This is a genomic window from Pseudomonas sp. SD17-1, from assembly GCF_029201585.1.
Taxonomy (GTDB): domain Bacteria; phylum Pseudomonadota; class Gammaproteobacteria; order Pseudomonadales; family Pseudomonadaceae; genus Aquipseudomonas; species Aquipseudomonas palmensis.
Genome location: NZ_CP104044.1, coordinates 4,985,357 through 4,999,119, shown reverse-complemented (window position 1 = coordinate 4,999,119; position 13,763 = coordinate 4,985,357). Strand labels below are relative to the sequence as shown.

The 13,763-nt window shown below is 66.6% G+C and carries 14 protein-coding genes; 8 read left to right on the top strand and 6 right to left on the bottom strand.

Annotated elements, in window-relative coordinates:
• Nucleotides 1–38 precede the first annotated feature (38 nt).
• The 3 genes from yedA to N0B28_RS22775 all read left to right on the top strand — a co-directional run bounded on the left by yedA (nucleotide 39) and on the right by N0B28_RS22775 (nucleotide 3,220).
• Nucleotides 39–971, top strand: coding sequence for a drug/metabolite exporter YedA (gene yedA, locus N0B28_RS22785; RefSeq protein ID WP_058540581.1), 933 nt, complete (start codon nucleotides 39–41; stop codon nucleotides 969–971).
• Entirely contained in the window at nucleotides 968–1,822 is an 855-nt protein-coding gene (locus N0B28_RS22780; protein WP_157811445.1) for a hypothetical protein, read from the top strand. The genes yedA and N0B28_RS22780 overlap by 4 nt, the downstream gene beginning before the upstream one ends.
• A 66-nt stretch (nucleotides 1,823–1,888) precedes the next feature.
• Nucleotides 1,889–3,220, top strand: a complete 1,332-nt coding sequence (locus N0B28_RS22775) for a DEAD/DEAH box helicase (RefSeq protein WP_054916356.1) — start codon at nucleotides 1,889–1,891, stop codon at nucleotides 3,218–3,220.
• Nucleotides 3,221–3,301: 81 nt separating this feature from the next.
• On the opposite strand, the gene N0B28_RS22770 is transcribed toward N0B28_RS22775, so the two are convergent.
• Nucleotides 3,302–4,537 carry a TIGR03862 family flavoprotein gene (locus N0B28_RS22770; protein ID WP_054916357.1) on the bottom strand — a complete coding sequence of 412 codons (1,236 nt, stop codon included), beginning with the start codon at nucleotides 4,535–4,537 and terminating at the stop codon, nucleotides 3,302–3,304.
• Nucleotides 4,538–4,688: 151 nt separating this feature from the next.
• Nucleotides 4,689–5,603, bottom strand: a complete 915-nt coding sequence (locus N0B28_RS22765; protein WP_054916358.1) for a histone deacetylase — start codon at nucleotides 5,601–5,603, stop codon at nucleotides 4,689–4,691.
• 98 nt (nucleotides 5,604–5,701) lie between these two features.
• Here N0B28_RS22765 and N0B28_RS22760 point away from each other — a divergent pair, with 98 nt between their 5' ends.
• On the top strand, nucleotides 5,702–6,127 hold the full coding sequence (locus N0B28_RS22760) for an EamA family transporter (protein WP_043863863.1): 426 nt from the start codon (nucleotides 5,702–5,704) through the stop codon (nucleotides 6,125–6,127).
• Here N0B28_RS22760 and N0B28_RS22755 read toward each other — a convergent pair.
• Together N0B28_RS22755 and N0B28_RS22750 are read right to left on the bottom strand one after the other, a co-directional pair.
• Nucleotides 6,093–6,938 (bottom strand): phosphatase PAP2 family protein, encoded by an 846-nt coding sequence (locus tag N0B28_RS22755; RefSeq protein ID WP_275728958.1) that lies wholly within the window; start codon nucleotides 6,936–6,938, stop codon nucleotides 6,093–6,095. The two genes, N0B28_RS22760 and N0B28_RS22755, sit on opposite strands and share 35 nt — an antisense overlap.
• Nucleotides 6,939–6,940: 2 nt before the next feature.
• Nucleotides 6,941–7,633 carry a histidine phosphatase family protein gene (locus N0B28_RS22750; RefSeq protein WP_081315119.1) on the bottom strand — a complete coding sequence of 231 codons (693 nt, stop codon included), beginning with the start codon at nucleotides 7,631–7,633 and terminating at the stop codon, nucleotides 6,941–6,943.
• Between the two features lie 105 nt (nucleotides 7,634–7,738).
• Between N0B28_RS22750 and N0B28_RS22745 the strand changes: the two genes are divergently transcribed.
• The 4 genes from N0B28_RS22745 (at nucleotide 7,739) to N0B28_RS22730 (ending at nucleotide 10,172) form a co-directional block, all read left to right on the top strand.
• Nucleotides 7,739–8,056 carry a hypothetical protein gene (locus tag N0B28_RS22745; RefSeq protein WP_275728954.1) on the top strand — a complete coding sequence of 106 codons (318 nt, stop codon included), beginning with the start codon at nucleotides 7,739–7,741 and terminating at the stop codon, nucleotides 8,054–8,056.
• Between the two features lie 14 nt (nucleotides 8,057–8,070).
• The gene (locus N0B28_RS22740; protein ID WP_043863860.1) at nucleotides 8,071–8,640 is read left to right on the top strand and encodes a GNAT family N-acetyltransferase; all 570 of its coding nucleotides are present in this window, start codon (nucleotides 8,071–8,073) and stop codon (nucleotides 8,638–8,640) included.
• A 75-nt stretch (nucleotides 8,641–8,715) separates the two neighbouring features.
• On the top strand, nucleotides 8,716–9,585 hold the full coding sequence (gene tesB / locus N0B28_RS22735) for an acyl-CoA thioesterase II (RefSeq protein WP_043863859.1): 870 nt from the start codon (nucleotides 8,716–8,718) through the stop codon (nucleotides 9,583–9,585).
• On the top strand, nucleotides 9,582–10,172 hold the full coding sequence (locus N0B28_RS22730) for an HAD family hydrolase (RefSeq protein WP_275728950.1): 591 nt from the start codon (nucleotides 9,582–9,584) through the stop codon (nucleotides 10,170–10,172). Before tesB ends, N0B28_RS22730 begins: the two co-directional genes overlap by 4 nt.
• Nucleotides 10,173–10,237: 65 nt before the next feature.
• On the opposite strand, the gene N0B28_RS22725 is transcribed toward N0B28_RS22730, so the two are convergent.
• Entirely contained in the window at nucleotides 10,238–12,709 is a 2,472-nt protein-coding gene (locus N0B28_RS22725) for a TonB-dependent receptor (RefSeq protein WP_275728947.1), read from the bottom strand.
• 105 nt (nucleotides 12,710–12,814) lie between these two features.
• Nucleotides 12,815–13,762 carry a FecR domain-containing protein gene (locus tag N0B28_RS22720; protein ID WP_275728944.1) on the bottom strand — a complete coding sequence of 316 codons (948 nt, stop codon included), beginning with the start codon at nucleotides 13,760–13,762 and terminating at the stop codon, nucleotides 12,815–12,817.
• Between the last annotated feature and the right edge of the window lies 1 nt (nucleotide 13,763).

The window sequence follows — 13,763 nt, the reverse complement described above, 5'->3', positions numbered from 1 at the left end:
CTAAACTACAGCTCCAAAACCCTGATTTCGAGCCTCCCATGCCTGCCTCCCGTCGCTTTCCGCTGGTGCTGATCGGTGCCTTCCTGGCCTTGTACCTGGTGTGGGGGTCGACCTATCTGGTGATCCGCATCGGTATCGAGTCGTGGCCACCGCTGCTGATGGCCGGGGTGCGCTTTCTGATTGCCGGCAGCCTGCTGTATGGCTTTCTGCGCTGGCGAGGGGTGCCGGCGCCCAGCTGGGCGCAATGGAAGGCCGCCGGGGCCATCGGCATATTGCTGCTCAGCTGCGGCAACGGCGGCGTGACCCTGGCCGAACATGCGGGCGTGGCGTCCGGGGTCGCAGCCCTGGCGGTGGCGACCGTGCCGCTGTTCACCCTGGTGTTCGGGCGATTTTTCGGGCACCGCAACACGCGTCTGGAATGGGCCGGTATCGGCCTTGGCCTGGCCGGCATCGGCCTGCTCAACCTGGGCTCCAACCTGCAGGCCAGCCCGCTGGGCGCTGCGCTGATCCTGTTTGCTGCAGCGTCCTGGGCCTTCGGTTCAGTGTGGAGCAAGAGCCTGCCGCTGCCGGCCGGGCCGATGGCCAGTGCCGCCGAAATGCTGGTGGGCGGCGCTGCGCTGCTGCTGGGCAGCGCGCTCAGCGGTGAACGCATGACCCAGATGCCGACCGCTGCCGGCTGGGGGGCGTTGCTTTACCTGGTGTTCTTCGGTTCGATCCTGGCCTTCAGTGCCTACATGTACCTGCTCAAGCATGTGCGCCCGGCGGCGGCCACCAGCTATGCCTACGTCAACCCGGCGGTGGCGGTGCTGCTGGGCATCCTGTTCGCTGGCGAGCAGATCGGCGTGGAGGAGTGCGTGGCGATGGCAGTGATCATCGGCGCGGTGGTGTTGATCGGCGTTCCGCAATGGCGCAAGGTGCCGGCCAGCGTGGCCACCCCGGCTGACGCCTTGAGGGGTGAGTTGTCCAAGTGAAGCGTCGTATTGCCATGGCAGGCTTGTTGGTTGGGATGCTGTCCGGTTGTGATGAACAGGAAGTCGGCCTGGAGTTTCAGGTATCGGTTATCGACAATTACGCCCACGGCCACGCAGACCGGTATTACGCCGAAGCGGTCCGTAACCTGCTGGCCGAACAGCAGATCGACCTGGCCCGAGTGGAAATGTGGGCCGATGACGAGACCCCTTGGGTGGTGAACCTGCGCATGCCAGGCGACGTATTGACCCCGGCGCGGCGTGAGGCTCTGCAGGCAACGGTCGACGCCGTGCTGGCTGCGCGCCAGGCAGTCACCGGCAACGTCACCCTGACCCTCGCGGATCAACCTGACCAGCCGATCGCGTTGCGGTTGGCCTTCCCCAACGATGTCGCGATCAAGAGCTATCCTACGCTCAGCGAAGCGATGCGCTCGCTGATCGAGAACACGGCGCGCGGCGAGGTCGATTGCCGGGTCCCGGTGAGGCTCAGGGCCAACCTGCCCTTCGAGGTGCTCGACTACAGTCAGGGCGTGATGACGCTGCGCACCCCGGACCAGAAGCTCAGGCGCACGCCGGTTCGCCTGGAATTCGCTGATGGCGGGTTGCGTAGTCAGGTAGCGCGCGGCCAGGTAGCCGTCAGCTTCAGCCGCGAGAAGGACCGCGACCACATGATCTTCGAACTGGGGTCGCTGGGCATGCACAGCTGGACGCCGATGTCGGCGCGCGATTCGAGCCTGAACGAGATCTACGGCCTGTGCCGTTCGCGCGCCAGCCAGCTGGGCAGGCCGCTGTCGCTGTTTGTCGGCAATGGCCTGGATCGCCTGACGTACGTGTACCTGCCGCCTGTGGATTGAAGCTCGGTGAACCCGCGCGAACAGGGTAAACTTGCGCCATTGCTGAATTCCCCAGACGGTATTGCCATGACATTCGCCAAACTTGGCCTGATTGAACCCTTGCTGCGCGCGCTCGAGCACCTCAAGTACACCACTCCGACACCGGTGCAGGCGGCGGCCATCCCGGCCGTGCTGGCCGGCCGCGACCTGATGGCGGCGGCGCAGACCGGCACCGGCAAGACTGCCGGCTTCGCCTTGCCACTGCTGCAGCGCCTGGTGATGGAAGGCGAGAAGGTCGCCAGCAACTCGGTACGTGCGCTGGTGCTGGTGCCGACCCGCGAGCTGGCCGAACAGGTGCACGCCAATATCGTCGAGTACGCCGAACACCTGCCGCTGCGCACCTACGCGGTGTACGGCGGGGTGAGCATCAACCCGCAGATGATGAAACTGCGCAAGGGCATTGACCTGCTGGTGGCCACGCCCGGGCGCCTGCTCGACCTGTTCCGCCAGAACGCGGTCAAGTTCAACCAGTTGCAGGCGCTGGTGCTCGATGAAGCCGACCGCATGCTCGACCTGGGCTTTGCCGAAGAGCTGCGCTCGATCTACGCGGCGTTGCCGGTCAAGCGCCAGACGCTGCTGTTTTCCGCGACCTTCTCCGACGAGATCCGCCTGATGGCCGGGCAGATGCTCGACGACCCGCTCAGCGTCGAGGTCAGCCCGCGCAACGTGGCGGCCAGCAGCGTCAAGCAGTGGGTCGTGCCTGTGGACAAGAAGCGCAAGCCCGAGCTGTTCATGCACCTGCTGCGCAAGCAGCGCTGGAAGCAGGTGCTGGTGTTCGCCAAGACCCGCAACGGTGTGGATGCGCTGGTGGAGCGCCTGCAGGCGCAGGGCGTGAACGCCGACGGCATCCATGGCGATCGCCCGCAGGCCACGCGCCAGCGTGCGCTGGACAGCTTCAAGGCGCGCGAGATCCAGATCCTGGTGGCCACCGATGTGGCGGCGCGCGGGCTGGATATCGACGACTTGCCGCTGGTGGTCAACTTCGATTTGCCGATCGTGGCCGAGGACTACATTCACCGTATCGGGCGTACCGGGCGTGCGGGCAATACCGGCGAAGCCATTTCGCTGGTGTGTGCCGACGAGGTGAACATGCTGTCGGCCATCGAGATGCTCACGCGCAAGACCTTGCCGCGCCATGAAGAGCCGGATTTCGTGCCGGAGCACCGGGTGCCGGAAACCGACGCCAGCGGGCAGGTGGTGAAGAAGCCGAAGAAACCGAAGAAGCCCAAGCAGGGCAGCGGCAAGGGCAGCCTGGGGCGCTGGACCGACAGCGGGGATACCCCCGCAGCCGCGCCGCAGGTCAAGCCGGTGCGCAAGGTGCCGACGTTCAATACCGGGCCGCGCAAGCGCAAGCCTTGATTGGGCACGGGCTGCGCTGCAGCCCTTTCGCCGGCAAGGCCGGCTCCTACAAGGGCTGTGCTTACCCTATAGGCGCCGGCCTCACCGGCGCAGCCACTCCAGCACCCCCAACCCCGCCCTTCGCCCACTGGCAAAGCACGCCGTCAGCAGGTAGCCGCCGGTCGGTGCCTCCCAGTCGAGCATCTCGCCCGCACAGAACACCCCCGGCAACCGGGTCAGCATCAGGTGCCGATCCATCGCCTCGAACTTCACGCCGCCGGCGCTGCTGATCGCCTCGTCCAGCGGGCGCGGTCGTACCAGCGTGATCGGCAACGCCTTGAGCGCTGCCGCCAGGCGCGCCGGGTCGGCAAACACCTCGGGCCCGGTCAGCTCGCGCAGCAGCGCCGCCTTCACCCCGTCCAGGCCCAGCTGACCGTGCAGGTGCCTGGCCATCGAGCGCGAACCACGGGGTTTGCGCAGCGCCGCCTCGATCTTGTCCACAGGCCGGTTCGGCAGCAGGTCGAGCAGCACCGTCGCGCTACCTTCGCGGTTGATCGCTTCACGAATCTGCGCCGACCAGGCATACACCAGGCTGCCCTCGACGCCGCCCTCGGTCAGCACGAACTCGCCCAGGCGCGGCGCCTGGCCGGCCAGGCTCAGGGCGATGTTCTTCAGCGGTGCACCGGCGAACCTGCCCTTGAGCACGTCGCTCCAACCCGTTACCTCGAAGCCGCTGTTGGCTGCCTGCAGCGGCGAGATATCCACACCCCGCGCCTGCAGCCAGGGCAGCCAGGCAGCGTCCGAGCCCAGCCGCGCCCAGCTGCCGCCGCCCAGCGCCAGCACCACGGCATCGGCCTGCACGCTCACCTCGCCCTGTGGACAAGTGATCCGCAGGGCGCCGTCGGCATCCCAGCCGTGCCAGCGATGCCGGGTGTGGATAACTACCCCGGCATCGCGCAGGCGCTTGAGCCAGGCGCGCAGCAGCGGGGCGGCCTTCATGTCGCGCGGAAACACCCGGCCGGATGTCCCCACGAAGGTGTCGATGCCCAGGCCGTGGATCCATGCGCGCAGCGCGTCTGCATCGAAGCCGTCGAGCAGGCGCGCGATGTCGTGTTCGCGTTCTGCATAGCGCGAGATGAACGCGGGGTAGGCTTCGGAATGGGTGATGTTCATGCCGCCCACGCCCGCCAGCAGGAATTTGCGCCCCACCGAGGGCATGGCGTCGTACAGGTCTACCCGCACACCAGCCTGGCTGAGGACCTCGGCGGCCATCAGCCCGGCCGGCCCGCCTCCGATAATGGCAACGTGGGGGGCGGTGGTTGGGGGAGTATCGGTCATGGGCGGCTGCAGGCTGGGGATAAAAGAGCGGGCATTCTACCCGACACGGCCCCGCCCAGGCACTGTACAAAAAACGATCAGTACGGTGCAGGCCCCGTGCCACAAGGGCCGGATGGGCTTGCGCTCAGGTTATCCACAGGCAGCTCCACAGTCATTGTGGGTAATCGAGTACCCGTTGGGCGCTGTGGTGCAGTATGCCGTGGCGTCGGGCCAGGGCGTGGCGGTCCTTGCTGTAGCCGCCGCCGATCAGGCCGACCACCGGGATATCGCGCCCCAGGCAGTGGCGCAGCACGGCTTCGTCGCGGGCAGCGACGCCTGCGTCGGTCAGTTGCAGGTAGCCCAGCGCATCGTCCTTGTGCACGTCCACGCCGGCGTCGTACAGCACCAGGTCGGGTTGGTACAGCGGCAACAAGTAGTTCAGCGCGTCGTGCACCACCTTCAGGTAGTCGGCGTCGCCCATGCCGCGCGGCAACGGGATGTCCCAGTCGCTCTGGGCCTTGCGTGCCGGAAAGTTCTGTTCGCAGTGCAGCGACACGGTGATCGCGTCCGGGGTGTCGTGCAGGATGCGCGCGGTGCCATCGCCCTGGTGCACGTCGCAGTCGAAGATCAGCACCCGGTGCACGCGCCCGGCTTCGAGCAGGTAGCGGCTGATCACCGCCAGGTCGTTGAAGATGCAGAAGCCGGCCGGGTGATCGTAGTGGGCGTGGTGCGTGCCGCCGGCCAGGTGGCAGGCGATGCCATGCTGCAGGGCCTGTTCGGCGGCCAGCAGCGAGCCGCCGACCGCGCGCACGGTGCGCCGTGCCAGCGCTTCGCTCCAGGGCAGGCCCAGGCGACGCTGGTCTTCGCGGCTCAGGTCGCCATTCATGTAGCGCTCGATGTAGCCCCGCTCGTGGGCCAGGGCGAGGATGTCGCTGGGGCAGAGCTCGGGGCGCAGCAAGGCCGCATCGGTGGTCAGGCCGCTGTCGACCAGGTGGTCGCGCAACAGGCGGAACTTGTCCATCGGGAAGCGGTGCCCGGCAGGAAACTCCGGGCTGTAGTCGTCGTGGTAGATCAGGGGCAGGGGCATGGCAGCTTCTAACCGGGGCAGGCCTCGATCTTGCCAGTTGCTGTACAGCCAGCGCCAGCGATCTACACTGCGCGCAGGTTCTCGACAGGGGTGCACCCATGCTGGCTTCCTGGACGTTCTGGGCGATTCTGTCGGCGATATTCGCCGCCTTGACCGCCATATTTGCCAAGGTTGGCGTGACCGGCATCAATTCGGACTTCGCCACCCTGCTGCGCACGGTGGTGGTGCTGGTGAGCCTGGCGCTGATTCTGTTCGCCACCGGCCAGTACCAGTCACTGGGGTCGATCTCGCCGCGCAGCTACCTGTTCCTGCTGCTGTCGGGGCTGGCCACCGGCGCCTCGTGGATCTGCTACTTCCGCGCCCTGCAGCTGGGGCAAGCCTCGCAGGTAGCGCCTGTGGACAAACTCAGCGTGGTGCTGGTGGCGGTGCTCGGCGTTACCCTGCTGGGCGAGCGGCTCGACCTGCGCCAGTGGGGCGGCATCAGCCTGATCACTCTGGGCGTAGTGATGCTGGCATGGCGTTAGCGCGCAGAGGTGTTGCCGGTAACTCCAGCGGTGCCTTCAGCGATGCCTGCAGCGCGGTGCGGCCATAGAAGCACAGCGCGGTCGGCAGGCAGGTCAGCCAGACGAAGATCCCCGCCCAGAAGGTGTGCGACATGTAGTGCCAGCCCTGCATCACGCGGGTGGTGCCGTACACCATGCCCAGCAGCACGATGAACCCCAGCAGCTTGCGTGCGTGCGCCCAGCGCCAGCGGCGGGCCACGAAGTACAGCGCCATCAGGGTGAAGCCGCTGGAGGCATGCCCGCCGGGCCAGCAGCGCCCGTCACCGGCCTTGTGCAGCAGGTCGAACTGTTGGTACCACTCCAGGCGCGGATGGGTACCGCCGTAGAATGTGGTCTCTACCGGGCAGTACACCCCGGTGTGGCTCTTGAGGTAGTGAATGATGGCGGTGCACAGTGCGAATGCCACCACCACGAACAGCAGGTCGCGCCGGTGCCGGGTGGTGAAGCGCAGTACGCCGGCAATGCGGCTGCGTTGCAGCAGCCGGGTGGCGGCGGCCTGCGGATGGCGGGCGAAAAGCGGCCACACGAAGGACAGCAGGGCGCCGATCAGTGCGGCTTCGCCTGTCCAGTTGGGCAGGGTGCGGGGCCACTTGTGGGTCACTTTCTCGAACCAGGCGTCGTGCAGCAGGGTGAACTGGCCGCTGGCCGGGTCGATGAACAACTGGCTGAACCAGCGGTCGAGGCCGGTGAGGTCGAAGGCCACGAACACGACCAGTGCCAGCAGCAGGGGCAGGCCCAGGTGGGTGAGGTAGAACGACTGGCGTGGCGACATGCTCATTGCTCCGCCCTGGCCAGCAGCTTGCGCCATTCGGGGGCGTTCATGCGGCCGAGGATTCTCGGTTTGCCGCTGGCGCCCACCGAGACGAATACGGCTTCGGCGTAGGCGCTGGAGCGTTCGCCACCGGGCACGTTCAACTGGCGTTCGAGCTGGTCGATGCAGCCGCTGTGGGTCACCAGCACCAGGTTGCGCTCGGCGGCCTTGCGCGCCAGGGCGTTGTCGGCGAACCCCTTGTTGCATTGCTGCAGCCAGTCCTCACTGGCCGCCAGCTTGCCGAACATGAAGTGTGCGGTTTGCTGGGTGCGGGTCAGGGGGCTGGCCAGTATGTCGGCATGCTCCAGGCCCAGGCGCTGCAGCCCTTCGCCCACCTGCGCCGCAGCCTGGCTGCCCGCCTGGGTGATACCTTGTGGATCATCCAGGCACGGGTTGCGCGAGCGGTCGCAACGCTCGGCATGCCGCACCAGCACGATGACTTCACCTTTGGCCCAGTCGGCATACACACCGCTGTTGCGCATCTGTCTTTCGCTACCCAGGTCCACGATCGCCAACCCTCTGACCAGCCACAGGCTTGAAACGGCCAGTGCGAGCAAGGTGCACAGGCCCAGCAGGAACGTCGCCGAAGGCAGGCGTCGTCGTCGCCCCGGACGGGCTGGGATCAAGGTCTGGTCGAGTACTGCATCGTGCAACATGGGGCCGCTCCGGCTACCGCGAGAATGTCTGCACGGTAAGCAACGGCCTGTGGTGAATCGGTGAAGGCGATGTGAAAGCCTTGTGGGGCAAGGGGCAACAGCACGTTGCAGTTTCAACTCCATGAAGTAACAAGCCCAATCTCGGGCCTGGTGGCACTGGACTGCGATCAGCGTGTCACCGGCCTGGAGCTGGGCGCCACCGGGTGCATCACCGATGCCTGGGCGGTGTGGGTCGGCTACACCTACCTGGATGCCGAAGTGGTGAAGGCCGGTGGCAACGGCGTCAACGACGGCACCAGCCCACGTCCATCGCGCCCAACAGCTTCAGCCTGTGGACCTCCTACGACATCGATGCACGCAGGGGCAGTCGGGGCTGGCGCCAACTACATGGGCCTGCCTACGCTGTACACTGCAAGGCAGTGATCACGGAGCAGGCAATGACCCCGATACTTGAACTGGAGAGCGCGCGGCTGCGGCTGCGCCAGTGGCAGGACGACGACCTCGCCGAGTTCGCCGCCCTGTGTGCCGACCCACTGGTGATGCAGTACTTCCCGGCGCCGCTGAGCCGGGTCGAAAGCGCCGCACTGATTGGCCGCATCCGCGGCCATTTCGCCGAGTACGGGTTCGGCCTGTGGGCCCTGGAGCGCCAGGACAGCGGGGCGTTCATCGGCATGACCGGCTTGCTCAATGTGAGCTTCGATGCGCCGTTCACCCCGGCGGTGGAGATCGGCTGGCGCCTGGCGCGGCGCCACTGGGGCCAGGGCTTCGCCAGCGAGGCGGCCTGGACCTGCCTGCGCTGTGCGTTCGCCCAGCTGGGCCTGGACGAAGTGGTGTCGTTCACTACCCAGGGCAATCTGCCGTCGCAGAAGGTGATGCAGGCCATCGGCATGCAGCCCGATCCGCTGGGCGACTTCGAGCACCCGCGCCTCGAGCCCGGCCACCCCTTGCGCCCCCACGTGCTGTACCGGATCAACCGCGCCCAGTGGCAGGCCACCTTGCATGGCTGAATCGCAGAACATACAGGCCGCCAATGACAAACCCTGTATTATTTGCGCCCTGGGCCTTGCTTTGGAGAATCTCGAATGAGCCACGTGTTGGACGATCTGGTCGACCTGTTGAGTCTGGAGGCGATCGAGGAAAACCTTTTCCGCGGACGCAGCCAGGACCTGGGCTTTCGTCAGCTGTACGGGGGCCAGGTACTGGGCCAGTCGCTGTCGGCGGCCAGCCAGACGGTCGAAGAGGCGCGCCACGTGCATTCGTTGCACGGCTATTTTCTGCGTCCGGGCGATGCGTCGATGCCGGTGGTGTATTCGGTGGACCGCGTGCGTGACGGCGGCAGCTTCAGCACCCGCCGGGTGACGGCGATCCAGAAGGGCCAGCCGATCTTCACCTGCAGCGCCTCGTTCCAGTACGACGAGGAAGGCTTCGAGCACCAGGGCCAGATGCCCCAGGTGGTCGGCCCCGAGAACCTGCCGTCGGAAGTGGAACTGGCCGAGCGCATGGCCGATCAGTTGCCCGAGCATATTCGCGACAAGCTGCTGTGCGCCAAGCCCATCGAAGTGCGCCCGGTGACCGAGAAGGACCCCTTCAACCCCAAGCCTGGCGACCCGGTGAAGTACGCGTGGTTTCGTGCCGACGGCAACCTGCCCGACTCCCAGGCGCTGCACAAGTACATGCTGGCATACGCCTCGGACTTCGGCCTGCTGACCACTTCGCTGATGCCCCATGGCAAGTCGGTGTGGCACCGCGACATGCAGCTGGCCAGCCTCGACCATGCGCTGTGGTTTCACGGCAACCTGCGCGCCGATGACTGGCTGCTGTACGCCATGGACAGCCCGTGGGCGGGCAATGCGCGCGGCTTTGCCCGTGGCAGCATCTTCAATCGCGCCGGGCAACTGGTGGCCTCGTCGTGCCAGGAAGGCCTGATTCGCCATCGCAAGGACTGGGCATGAGCCTGCGCTCGATTCGCCACTGGGTGTTCGACATGGACGGCACCCTGACCGTTGCCGTGCATGACTTTGCGGCCATTCGCGTGGCGCTGGACATCCCGGCGCAGGACGACATTCTTACCCATCTGGCGGCCCTGCCTGCGGCAGAGGCGGCGGCCAAGCATGCCTGGCTGCTGGAGCACGAGCGCGAACTGGCAGTGGCCTCGCAGGCGGCGCCGGGGGCGGTGGCGCTTGTGCGCGAGCTGGCGGCGCGGGGCTGCCGGCTGGGGATCCTGACGCGTAATGCGCGCCAGCTGGCGCATGTGACGCTGGAGGCGATCGGCCTGGCCGACTGCTTCCCGGTGCAGGACATCATCGGCCGCGACGAGGCCCCGCCCAAGCCGCACCCGGGCGGGCTGCTGCAACTGGCCCAGGCATGGGACGTGGCACCGGCGCAGATGGTGATGGTCGGTGACTATCGCTTCGATCTGGACTGCGGGCGTGCGGCAGGTGCGCGTACGGTGCTGGTGAATGTGCCGCAGAACCCGTGGCCGCAGCTGGTGGATTGGCATGCGGCTGATTGTGGGGTGTTGCACGGGATGCTGGAGTAGGTCCGTGCGGGCCTCTTCGCCGGCCTTGCCGGCGAAGAGGCCCGGATCATCGACCCAGGCTTCGATCAGAACGCCCAGCGCGTAGTCAGCATCAGGTTGCGCGCTTCGCCATAGTAGGTGGTGTCGAAGTTGCCCAGCCCGGCCAGGTAGCGTTTGTCGAACACGTTGTTGGCGTTGAGCGTGAAGCTCAGGTGGTCGTTGTACTGGTAGCGGCCCATCAGGTCGACCAGGGTGTAGCCACCCTGCTTGATGAAGGTGTAATCCTTCACCGTAGGGCTGTAGATCTGGCCGTAGAACGCGCTCTGCCAGTTCACCCCGCCACCCACCGTGACCTTGTCCAGCGCCCCCGGCAGGCGGTAGGTGGTGAACAGCCGCAGCAGTTGCTCAGGCTTGGTAGTGCTCATCGGCGAGCCGAAGATGCGCTGGTGGTCCTTGTCGCGAGAACGCGCATAGGTATAGCCGGCCGACAGGTTCCAGCCCTCCTGCAGTTCGCCGGCAATCTCCAGCTCCACGCCCTCGGTGGTTGCGCCGCGGGTAGCCTTGTAGATCCCCTCGTTGGTGTTGGTGGTGCCGGTCTTCACCGCCACGTTGTCCTGCTCGATACGGAACAGCGCCAGGCTGGCATTGAGCCGCCCCTCGAAGTAGGCCGCCTTCAGCCCTGTCTCGTAGCTGTCGCCCTCCACCGGATCCAGCGGGGTGCGGTTTGCGTCCTTGTAGGTCTGTGGCTGGTAGATCGAGGTGTAGCTGGCATACACCGAGTAGGTGTCGTCCAGGTCATACACCACGCCGGCATACGGGGTCACCACGCCATGCTGCTTGTAGCCGGCCTGGTTGTCGCTGAAGTACACCGGGTTGAGGCCGTCGTAATCGTAGTTGTCGTTGTACTTGAAGGTGCTGACGCGGGTGCCGAGGATCAGCGACAGGTCGTCGGTGGGGCGCAGGCGGGTGGCGATGTACGCGCCGTTCTGGCGCTTGGTCTGCTCGTACTTGCCGTTTTTCGGGAAGTCCGGCACGCCGATCTTGCCGTTCCATTCGTAGATGTTGCCCGGTGTGCCGCCCAGGCTGGTGTCCCAGGTGGCGCCGGTCTGGCGCGAGTTGGCCGCGTTGAAACCCATTACCAGGTCGTGCTGGCGGCCCAGCAGGGTGAAGGGGCCGGACAGGTTGATGTCGGCGGTGTTCTGCACCCGGTGACCTTCCCAGCGGCCCCAGAACATGAACATGCCTTCGCCCGTGGCACGGTCGGGATTGCCGCCGCTGGCCGAGGCCAGGCGCGTGTCGTGGTCGCTCTGCAGCTGGTTGACGCTGAGCTTCAGGCTCCAGTCGTTGGCCAGCGCCTGCTCCAGCGAGGCGAAGTAGGTGCGGTTCTGGAAGTCGCGACGGCTCCAGTCGGCCCCCGGGTTGAACCGGCGCGAAAAGTCGGTGCGTCCGCCATCGGCGAAGTACACCGGGTTGCCGGTCCAGGAGGTGCCGCGCGGGGTGGTGGTCTGCTGGTCGATACCCACGGTCAGCAGGGTGTCGGGGGTGACGTCGACTTCGAGGATGCCGTAGTACACCTCTTTCTTCTGCTGGTAGTGGTCCTGGTAGCCCTTCCTGTCCTGCTGCGCGCCGACGAAGCGCCCGCGCACGCTGCCGCTGTCGTTCAACGGGCCGGAAACATCGCCTTCGCCACGGTAGTCGTCCCAGCTGCCGGCGCTGCCCGACAGCGAGGCCTGGAACTGCGCGGTGGGTTTCTTGCGGATCAGGTTGACGGTGGCCGAAGGGTCGCCGGAGCCGGTCATCAGGCCGGTGGCCCCCTTGAGCACTTCGACGTGGTCGTAGATCGCCATGTCGACATGCGCGGTGCCTTCATCGTACACGCCGTCGTAGATGGTGTTGACGCCGTCGTACTGGAAGTTGGTGATGGCCAGGCCACGGCTGGAGAATTCGGTACGGTCGCTGTCGTAGGCCTGGGCGGAGACGCCGGGGGTGTTGCGCAGCACGTCGGTGATGCTCTGCGCGCCCTGGTCATCCATCTGCTGGCGGGTGACCACGGTGACCGATTGCGGGGTTTCGCGGATCGACAGCGGCAGCTTGGTGGCGGTGCGGGTGGCGGCGGTGGTGTAGGCGCCGGTGTTTTCGGTGGTCTCGCCAAGGGTATTGCTTTCGATGCTGGTGGCCCCCAGCTCGACGGCGCCGTCGTTGCCGGCTGGCACCAGCACGTAGCCGCCATTGGACTGGCGCTGGGCCTGCAGGCCGCTGCCCGCCAGCAGTCGCGCCAGGCCTTCATCGATGCTGTAGCTGCCCTGCAGGCCCGCCGATTGCAGGCCCTGGGTTTGCCGCGCATCGAACGACAGGGTGATGCTGGCGCGGGTGGCGAACAGGCTCAGCGCGGTGCCCAGCGGGCCTGCGGCGATCTGGAAGTGGGTGCTTGCGCTTTGTGCCAGGGCGTTTGACGGCAGCACCGCCAGCAACGGCAACGGTGCCAGCGGCAGGCTGAACAGGGCCAGGTGGACGGCGCGTAGCAGAGGGCGAGGCGCTCGCGGGCAAGGGGCGGACATGCAGGTTTTCCTTCGATTGGCTGGGCAGGGGCGCGGCTTTTTTTTCCGCTTTAACTGCGTAGCCGAATGAGAATGAAAATCGGCAACCCGGTTTTCGATGTTTTTTCAGACCGGCTCGACGCTCACCCAGTACCGCGTGAGGTAGCGCACCTTGACCGGCAGCGAGGTGCCCAGGTTCTGCAGGACGGTGTCGGTATCGTCAATGCGAAAGGCGCCGGACAGGCGCAGGTCGGCAATACGCTCATCGCAGCGCAGCAGGCCGGGACGGTAGCGGCGCAGCTCGCTGATGAAGTCGGCCAGGCGCCACTCGATCACGGTCAGCATGCCGTCGGTCCAGGCACCGGTGCCGGGGGCAGCGCTACCGACCGCTCCGAGCTGATGCGCGTCGAAGCTCACGCTTTGCCCGCTGTCCAGGCGCAGCACTTGCCCGGGCTGATCGGCGGGGCGGATCTCCACGGCGTGCTCCAGTACGCTGACCCGGCTCAGGCCGCCCTCGCTGTGCACGCTGAAACGGGTGCCCAGGGCGCGGATGCTGCCTTCCGGAGTTTGCACCAGGAAGGGCCGGCCAGCGGCGTCGGCGGCGGTTTGCACCATGATTTCGCCGCTGTACAGGCGCAGCAGGCGCTGCTGGCCGTCGAATTCGATATCCAGCGCGGTGTCGGTGTTGAGTTCCAGTTGACTGCCATCGGCCAGTGTCACGTGGCGGCGCTGGCCCTTGCCGGTACGCAGCCCGGCCATCAGCTCGCGGCCCGTGTCGCTTTCGCGCACGGCCCAGCCGGTGATGCCCACGCCCATCAGCAGGGCCAGGGTCTTGAGCACGGCGCGGCGTCGTGCGCGTACACCGGCCAGGGTCGGCAGGGCCACGTCGGCGGGCAGGCGGCCAAGCTGGCGCTGCAGTTTTTCCACCCGCGCCCAGGCCTGGGCATGGGCCTGGCTCTTGCCCAGCCAGTCCCGCCAGGCCTGCACCTGGGCCTCGCTGGGCGGCGCGGCATTGAGCTTGACGTACCAGCTGGCCGCCGCCTCCAGGGTTGAATAGTCCAGGGGCTGGGCCATG

Coding starts and splice junctions, on each gene's coding strand:
- yedA (WP_058540581.1), top strand. CDS start 39: ATGCCTGCCTCCCGTCGCTTTCCGCTGGTGCTGATCGGTGCCTTCCTG.
- N0B28_RS22775 (WP_054916356.1), top strand. CDS start 1,889: ATGACATTCGCCAAACTTGGCCTGATTGAACCCTTGCTGCGCGCGCTC.
- N0B28_RS22770 (WP_054916357.1), bottom strand. CDS start 4,537: ATGACCGATACTCCCCCAACCACCGCCCCCCACGTTGCCATTATCGGA.
- N0B28_RS22765 (WP_054916358.1), bottom strand. CDS start 5,603: ATGCCCCTGCCCCTGATCTACCACGACGACTACAGCCCGGAGTTTCCT.
- N0B28_RS22760 (WP_043863863.1), top strand. CDS start 5,702: ATGCTGGCTTCCTGGACGTTCTGGGCGATTCTGTCGGCGATATTCGCC.
- N0B28_RS22755 (WP_275728958.1), bottom strand. CDS start 6,938: ATGTCGCCACGCCAGTCGTTCTACCTCACCCACCTGGGCCTGCCCCTG.
- N0B28_RS22750 (WP_081315119.1), bottom strand. CDS start 7,633: ATGTTGCACGATGCAGTACTCGACCAGACCTTGATCCCAGCCCGTCCG.
- N0B28_RS22740 (WP_043863860.1), top strand. CDS start 8,071: ATGACCCCGATACTTGAACTGGAGAGCGCGCGGCTGCGGCTGCGCCAG.
- tesB (WP_043863859.1), top strand. CDS start 8,716: ATGAGCCACGTGTTGGACGATCTGGTCGACCTGTTGAGTCTGGAGGCG.
- N0B28_RS22730 (WP_275728950.1), top strand. CDS start 9,582: ATGAGCCTGCGCTCGATTCGCCACTGGGTGTTCGACATGGACGGCACC.
- N0B28_RS22725 (WP_275728947.1), bottom strand. CDS start 12,709: ATGTCCGCCCCTTGCCCGCGAGCGCCTCGCCCTCTGCTACGCGCCGTC.
- N0B28_RS22720 (WP_275728944.1), bottom strand. CDS start 13,762: ATGGCCCAGCCCCTGGACTATTCAACCCTGGAGGCGGCGGCCAGCTGG.